Source organism: Nesterenkonia sp. E16_10 (assembly GCF_017347085.1).
Taxonomy (GTDB): Bacteria; Actinomycetota; Actinomycetes; order Actinomycetales; family Micrococcaceae; genus Nesterenkonia.
In genome coordinates this window covers 51,717-59,312 of record NZ_JADPSA010000040.1, presented here as the reverse complement: position 1 = coordinate 59,312, position 7,596 = coordinate 51,717, and the positions used below count along the sequence as shown (strand labels likewise).

Here is a 7,596-nt window from a genome sequence, read left to right as displayed (position 1 = left end):
CCCGCCGCGGCGAAAGGCAGCGCGCGGGGGCGAATGACGGCGCCCCGCCGCGGCGAAAGGCAGCGCGCGGGGGAGCGCCGTCGTCGTTCTCGACCTAGTCGGCTGTGAAGAAGGCCTTGAGCACGGCGGAGAAGACCTCGGGCTTCTCCGCGTGGACCCAGTGACCCGCGTCCTTGATCGTCGTCAGGCTCACGCGCGGGAACAGCGCCCGCATGGCAGGAGCGAAGTCATCCTGCACGTAGTCGGACTCGGCGCCGGCGACCCAGAGCACGGGGCCCTCGAACGTCTCGTCCGTGAACTCCGGGAAGCCCCCGATCTGCGGCAGCGACTCATGGAGCAGGTCCAGATTCACCCGCCACCGGAACCCTTCGCCGTCGCGCACCAGGCTCTGCAGCAGGAAGCCCCGGACCATCCGCTCGGGAATCGGCTCCTGCAGGAGCTCATCAGCCTCGCCGCGGGAGGAGAGGCCGGCCAGGTCCAGGCGGCTCAGACTGTCGATGAGATGATCGAACTCACCCATGGACTCCCGGGCGACCGGTGAGATGTCGACGACGGCGAGGCGGCTGATCAGCTCCGGGTGGCGCAGGGCCAGCACCATGGCGACCTTGCCCCCCATGGAATGCCCCACCAGGTGCACCGGAGCCTCGCTGGCCACGGTGCGACGCAGATGATCCGCGACCAGATCTGCCTGCTCGACGTAGTCGAAGCGCTGGGTCCAGTCGGAGGCGCCGTGGTTGGGCAGATCCAGCAGCACAGAGCGCAGCTCGGGGGAGAGCGCCTTCGCGATCTGGGTGAAGTTCTTCCCCTGCCCGAACAGCCCGTGCAGGAACACCACGGTCTCGCCAGACTCACCCAGCTGCGCAGCGTTGAGTGAGAATGATTCGGCAGTCACGATGAGTCTCTCCTGTTCACAGGTGTGCAATCTGGTCCCGATCATCCTACGGCGAGCCCTCGACGGGTCTCCAAGCAGGCCGTCTGTGAGCAGGACCTCCGGGGACAGGGCGGTGCGCTGCGGATGCTGTCGCTTAGGATGGGACGGTGACTTCTCAGCCTGATTCCGCAGACTCTGCCGTTCCCGCCGTGGAGCGCTCGAACTCCGAGGCCCAGACCGTGCTGGTGGTGGACTACGGCGCGCAGTATGCCCAGCTCATCGCGCGCCGCGTCCGCGAGGCCCGGGTCTACTCCGAGGTCGTCCCGCACACCCTCGCCGCGAAAGAGATCATCTCGCGCAACCCCTCCGCCGTGATCCTCTCCGGCGGACCCTCCTCGGTCTACGCCGAGGGCGCCCCCGAGGTGGAGACCGAGCTCTTCGAGGCAGGCATCCCGGTGATGGGCATCTGCTACGGCTTCCAGGCCATGGCGCACAGCCTCGGCGGAGAGGTGGCCCGCACCGGTGATCGCGAATACGGCAAGACCGAGGTGCGCAGCGTCAACGCCCCGCACTCGCTGCTCACCGGCACCGATACCGTCCAGTCCACCTGGATGTCACACAGCGACTCCGTGCAGCAGGCACCGGAGGGCTTCGAGGTGCTGGCCTCCTCCGAAGGCGCTCCCGTCGCAGCCTTCGCCGACGAGGCGCGCAGGCTCTACGGCGTGCAGTGGCACCCGGAGGTGCGCCACTCGCCCCAGGGCCAGATGGTCATCGAGAACTTCCTCTATAACGGCGCCGGCCTGACCCCCGAGTGGACCACCGGTAACATCGTCGAAGAACAGGTCGCCGCGATCCGCGCCCAGGTCGGGGACGCCCGGGTGATCTGCGGACTCTCCGGCGGCGTGGACTCCGCCGTGGCCGCCGCCCTCGTGCAGAAGGCCATCGGAGACCAGCTGACCTGCGTGTTCGTCGATCACGGATTACTGCGCGAAGGCGAGGCCGAACAGGTCGAACGCGATTTCGTCGCCGCCACCGGCGCGAAGCTCTATGTGGCCGATGAGCGGGAACGCTTCCTCGCCGCACTTGAGGGCGTCACCGATCCCGAGACCAAGCGCAAGATCATCGGCCGGGAGTTCATCCGGGCCTTCGAAGGCGCCGAGAAGGCGGTGCTCGCCGAGGCGGCCGCCGACGGCGCCACGGTGGAATTCCTGGTCCAGGGCACCCTCTATCCCGACGTCGTGGAATCCGGCGGCGGAGAGGGCGCGGCGAACATCAAGTCCCACCACAACGTCGGCGGGCTGCCCGAGGACATGGTCTTCAAGCTGGTCGAGCCGCTGCGCGCGCTGTTCAAGGACGAGGTCCGAGCCGTCGGTGCCGAGCTCGGACTGCCGGCCGAGATCGTGCAGCGCCAGCCGTTCCCCGGCCCCGGCCTGGGCATCCGGATCATCGGCTCGGTCTCTGAGGACCGGCTGCGGATCCTGCGCAAGGCCGATGCGATCGCCCGCGAGGAGCTCACCGCCTCCGGACTGGACCAGGAGGTCTGGCAGATGCCGGTGGTGCTGCTCGCCGACGTCCGCTCCGTGGGAGTCCAGGGCGACGGCCGGACCTACGGCCACCCGATCGTGCTGCGCCCGGTCTCCTCCGAGGACGCGATGACCGCAGACTGGTCACGGCTGCCCTATGAGCTGCTCGCCAAGATCTCCAACCGGATCACCAACGAGGTCGAAGAGGTCAACCGGGTCACCCTGGATGTCACCTCCAAGCCGCCAGGCACCATCGAATGGGAGTGAGTCAGACGACTCATGCTTGATGCTCCCTCCGCCGAGGCGATCACGACTGTCATCGCCGGGCTGCTGCTGGTGCTCGGCGCGCTCGGCGTGGTGCTGCCGATCCTGCCGGGCTCGCTGCTGATCATCGTCACCCTGATCGTCTGGGCGGTGCTTATGGGCGGCCCGGTGGCCTGGACCGCGGCGATCCTGGGCGTGGTCCTGGCCGTGATCGGCTGGGGCAGCTCCACGGTGCTCACCGGTCGATCGCTGCACCGGCAGCAGATTCCGCGCGGGCCGATCATGATCGCGATCCTCGCGGCCCTGATCGGGCTGATCGTGTTCCCGCCGCTGGGGCTGTTCATCGGCTTCGCCGCGGGGCTCTTCGGTGCCGAATTCGTGCGCCGAGAGCGCGACTGGCGTGCCGCCGGGACTGCGAGCCTGCATGCGCTGCGCGCCGTCGGGCTCGGGATCCTGCTGGAGTTTCTGCTCGCCGGGCTCGCGATCTCTGCGTTCCTGATCGGCTCACTGATCCACTTCTGGCCCTGACTCGCGGCCCGACCGGCGGCTTCAAGGTCAGGCTGAAACCGATTGCGGGTTGTGCCGCCGGGATCACTAGACTTCACTGCATGTAATTATCGGCGATCCTCGTCGTTCCTGAGGGAGACGGGGGTGCCGGAATGGGCGTGAGCCCATCCCGGTGGGGATTGTGGAAGGTCGTCTGTGAGCAAAGAACCAGCCGCTGAGGAGTGGGACGTGCCGTCCGAGAATGGGCCCGCAGCACCTGCGCTGGAGCATCAGCACCGTGACACCGACGACGACGCCGCCGCTGCGGCCTCGGACTCGCCCGGCGCTCCGGACTCCCCGGGTTCTGCGCAGTCCGTGGCCTCCGCAGACTCCGCGAGCTCGGCCGCATCGGCGTCGACCCCAGAGTCGCCCGGATCGCCCGGTTCCCCTGAGTCGCCCGGATCCGCAGACTCGCCCGGGTCCGCAGACTCGCCCGGGTCGCCCGGCTCTCCGGACTCCCCGGTCTCGCCTTCCTCACCCGCATCCGCGGGCTCCGCGGCGTCGCCAGATTCGACGCCCTCGGCACCCCGGGCAGCCCACGGTCGCGACCCGATGGCGGCCTGGCTGGAATCTGTGGGCTCGGGCACCGAGAACGACACGATGCTGCGGTTCTCACCGAGCCAGCACAATGCCATCGACCTCACCGACGCCAACTCCTCGGGCATGATGCAGCTGATGGCGGGCCGCAAGACCCGACTCTCCACGCTGCTCAACGATCAGCATGCCTTCACCATCGGCAAGCAGGCCGCCCAGGGCATCCGGGCCAAGACCCGCGAGATGTCCGAGGAGCGCGGGATCGACGTCGGCTTCCTCGCCGCCGGGGTGGTCAGCTGGACCGAGGATGCCGGTCAGTCCTCCTCGGGGGAGCAGTTCACCGAGGACTTCACGGCTCCGGTGATGCTGGTGCCGATCACCCTGCGTCCGCGTGAGGACGGCAGCGGCGACTTCGAGATCCAGTTCAGCGCGCCCGCCCGGCTCAACCCTGCCCTGATCCGGCACTTCGGCTCCCGGCACGGGACCCGGCTGGACCCGGTGGAGTTCCACAGCTCCGGCTATGTGACCGCCCGCTTCGACCCCAACCGACCCGCAGATGCGCTGGCCCGGATCGCCGGGGGCGTGGACACCCTGCACTCGGTGCAGGTGTGGCGCCAGCTCTATGTCTCGACCTTCGCGGACCTGACCTTCCTGGGAGATCCCACCGGGCTGGACCTGGATCACCCCGTCATCCGGGCCATGGCCACCGGAAAGCCGCTGGGCCAGGCGCGCGCCGAGCGCGCCCGCAGAGACCTGCCCCCGGTGGATGAGCGGGAGCCCCGCGACGAACGCCTGGTCGCGGACGCGGATCCGCACCAGCAGGCCGCGCTGGACGCGGTGCTCGCCGGGCAGTCTGTGGTGGTCTCCGCCCCCGCCGGCACCGGTCAGACCCAGACCGCGATCAACGCCGCGGCCGGCCTGGCCTGGCAGGGCAGACGGGTGCTGGTCCTCGCCGAGCGCACCGCCACCCTGGAGCAGTTCAAGAACCGGCTCTCCGAGGTCCACCTGGGCACGCTGGCCGGGAACATCTCCGCCGCCGGGACCTCCGAGGAGATCCGGGATCAGCTGATCCGCGCCATCCGCCGCAATGAGCGGGCCGAGCCGCCTCGGCTGGGAACCCTGCAGACGAGGCTGAAGAAGTCCCGCCATCAGCTGGTGGAACACGTGAAGTCGCTGCACAATGTGCGCCGCCGCTGGGACTGCTCGCCCTACCAGGCCATGCAGGCCCTGGCCGCGCTGACCAGCCTGAGCCCGGCGCCGTCGACCTCGGTCCGGCTGAAGCGCTCGGTGCTGGACAACACCGTGGACCGCAGCCAGATCACCGTGAAGCTCAAGCGCGCCGCCGAGCTGGGTGCCTTCTCCGCCGAGACCCGCGACAGCCCCTGGTTCCACGCCCGGCTCTCCAACCGACAGGAGACCCGGGACGCGATGGCCCTGGTCATCGAGCTGCGCGAACAGCTGCCGGAGCTGCAGCAGATGATGGTCTCCGCCTGCGAGGCTGCCGGGATCACCCCGGGCGCCAGTTTCAGCGAGTGGAACAGCCAGGTGCTGCTCTTCCAGCGGGTGCAGGAATCCCTGGGCCGTTTCAGCCACGACGTCTATGCCCGCGCGGTGGACGATCTGATCGCCGCCACCGCCCCGGGATGGTGGCGTCGGCAGAACAACGTCGAGATGACCTCGGTGACCCGCTCCCGGCTGCGCCGGCTCGCCAAGGAGTACGTGCGCCCAGGCGTCGCCATCGGTGATCTGCACTCCTCGTTGATCGATGTGCAGTCCGAGCGGGAGGAATGGAACCAGTGGTCCCTCTCCGGCTCCGCGCCGAAGGTGCCGCACCGCCTGGATGCGCTCTGCGACGCCTTCGGTGAGGTCCAGGCCCGGCTGCAGCGTCTTGATGAGGTGCTGGAGACCGGGTCGCTGACCGAGATGCCCATCGAGGTGCTGCTGGAGACCGTGGAGACCCTGGCGGCCGACGAGAAGCCGCTGGAGACCCTGCCCGAGCGCACGCTGCTCGGCGAGCAGCTGCGCGAGCAGGGCTTCCGGGATCTCATCGAGGACTTCTCCGAGCGCGAGATCAGCGCGAGCGTGGTCGCCGAGGAGCTGGAGCTCGCCTGGTGGCAGTCCGCGCTGGAGGCGATGATCTCTGGGGACGACTACCTGGCGATGACCACCGGTGAGAACCTGCGCAGCGTCGAGGAGGCCTTCCGCAGCTCCGACGCGGGGCACATCGAGTCCAGCGCGCAGCGCCTCGGCCATGCCCTGGCGGTGCGCTGGAAGTCGGCCGTGGAGGCCCATCCCCAGGCCGCCGCGGACCTGCGCGCCCTGCTGCGCGACGCCACGCCCACCATCGAGGGCCTGGAGACGATCAACTCCAAGGTGACCCAGCCGCTGGTCCCGATCTGGACCACCTCGCCGCTGGGCCTCGGGGAGCAGTTCCCGCCCGAGTACCGCGCCGACGTCGTGATCCTGCTCGACGCCGAGTCGCTCGCGGTGCCCACGGCGCTGAACGCGGTGACCCGGGCCGAACAGGTGGTGGCCTTCGGCGACCCGGTGGCCGGTTCCCCGACCCCGTTCCATGTCTCCGCCGATCCGGTGGCTCGCGAGACCGAACAGCCCCGCCCCGCCTCGATCTACGAGGAGCTGGCCGCCGTGTTGCCGCATCATGCGCTGCGTCAGGTCCACCGCGGGGTCGACCAGGAGCTCACCGGGCTGCTCTCCTCCGCGCTCTACGACGGCGAGCTCACGCGCCTCCCCGACGCCGCGCAGCTGACCGGGCAGGATCGCCGCTTCACCGTGGAGCTGGTCGCGGGCATCCAGGCCGGGTACCGCGACGCCGTGGAATCCCCGACCGGTGAGGTCAACCGGGTGGTGGACATGGTCTTCGAGCATGTGCGCTCCCGACGCGGGCACTCGCTGGCCGTGATCACCGGTTCCGCCTGGCACGCCCGGCGGGTCGCCGACGCGATCCGGCTGAACCTGGCCAACCACACCTGGGCGAAGCCGTTCTTCACCGAAGGCGCCCACGGCGAGAGGTTCGTGGTGACTCCCGTGGAGCGCGCCACCGGCCTGGTCCGCGACGACGTGATCTTCAGCCTCGGCTTCGGACGCTCGGTGAAGGGCGAGGCGGCGACCCGCTTCGGGGAGCTCTCCGAGGTGCGCGGCCGCGAACACTTCGCGATCGCGCTGACCCGGGCTCGAGAGCATCTGCGCGTGGTCACCTCGCTCTCGAACGCCGATATGGACCGCGACTTGCTGACCTATGGCGCCCGTGAGATCTATGACCTGATCAGGCTCGGCCTCGAAGGCTCGGACAACCCCACCGCCTCCGCGCAGCTGACCGATCCGCTGGTGCTGGATCTGGTGGACCGGATCCGGGCGCGCGGCGGACGGGTCGAGGACGGGTTCCGCGGGACCCTGGATCTCGCCGCCTGCTCCCGCAGGGTCACCTCGGATCAGCCCATGGTGCCGGTGGCGATGGTCTCCGACGGGACCAGGAGCTACGGCGCGATGTCGGTGCGCGAGCGCTCCCGTCAGCGTCCCGCCGCCTTCGAGGCGCTGGGCTGGAGCTATATGGCGCTCTGGACCATCGAGGTCTTCTCCAACCCGGTGCGCTGCACGGAGGTCGTGGCCGAACAGGTCGGTCTGGCCTCAGGCCCGGAGTTCGCCGAGGCGGGCCGGATCACCGTGCAGACCGCAAGCGAGACCCCGCGCGGCCGAAGGGCCCGCGAGCAGGAGCTCCGGGGCGAAGGAATCCGCTTCGGAGGAGCGGCGGACCTCGAGGACGAGGATTCTCACCGCAAGTCCAAGAAGTGGCTGCCGCCGCGGGAGCGCGGGGCATGGAAGCAGTAGGCGCCGGGTCTG

At 69.5% G+C, this 7,596-nt stretch carries 4 protein-coding genes; 3 read left to right on the top strand and 1 reads right to left on the bottom strand.

All coding sequences use genetic code 11. The features are described 5' to 3' along the window. Positions 1–94: 94 nt before the first annotated feature. Complete coding sequence (locus I2487_RS13000; RefSeq protein WP_345941436.1) at positions 95–892, bottom strand: alpha/beta fold hydrolase; 798 nt, start codon at positions 890–892, stop codon at positions 95–97. A 218-nt stretch (positions 893–1,110) separates the two neighbouring features. Between I2487_RS13000 and guaA the strand changes: the two genes are divergently transcribed. The 3 genes from guaA (at position 1,111) to I2487_RS12985 (ending at position 7,584) form a co-directional block, all read left to right on the top strand. Next, positions 1,111–2,661: a glutamine-hydrolyzing GMP synthase gene (gene guaA, locus I2487_RS12995; RefSeq protein ID WP_207169530.1), complete on the top strand. Its 1,551-nt coding sequence runs from the start codon at positions 1,111–1,113 to the stop codon at positions 2,659–2,661. Between the two features lie 12 nt (positions 2,662–2,673). After that, on the top strand, positions 2,674–3,186 hold the full coding sequence (locus I2487_RS12990) for a DUF456 domain-containing protein (protein WP_207169522.1): 513 nt from the start codon (positions 2,674–2,676) through the stop codon (positions 3,184–3,186). Positions 3,187–3,393: 207 nt separating this feature from the next. Continuing rightward, positions 3,394–7,584 carry a DUF4011 domain-containing protein gene (locus I2487_RS12985; RefSeq protein ID WP_207169521.1) on the top strand — a complete coding sequence of 1,397 codons (4,191 nt, stop codon included), beginning with the start codon at positions 3,394–3,396 and terminating at the stop codon, positions 7,582–7,584. Positions 7,585–7,596 lie beyond the last annotated feature (12 nt).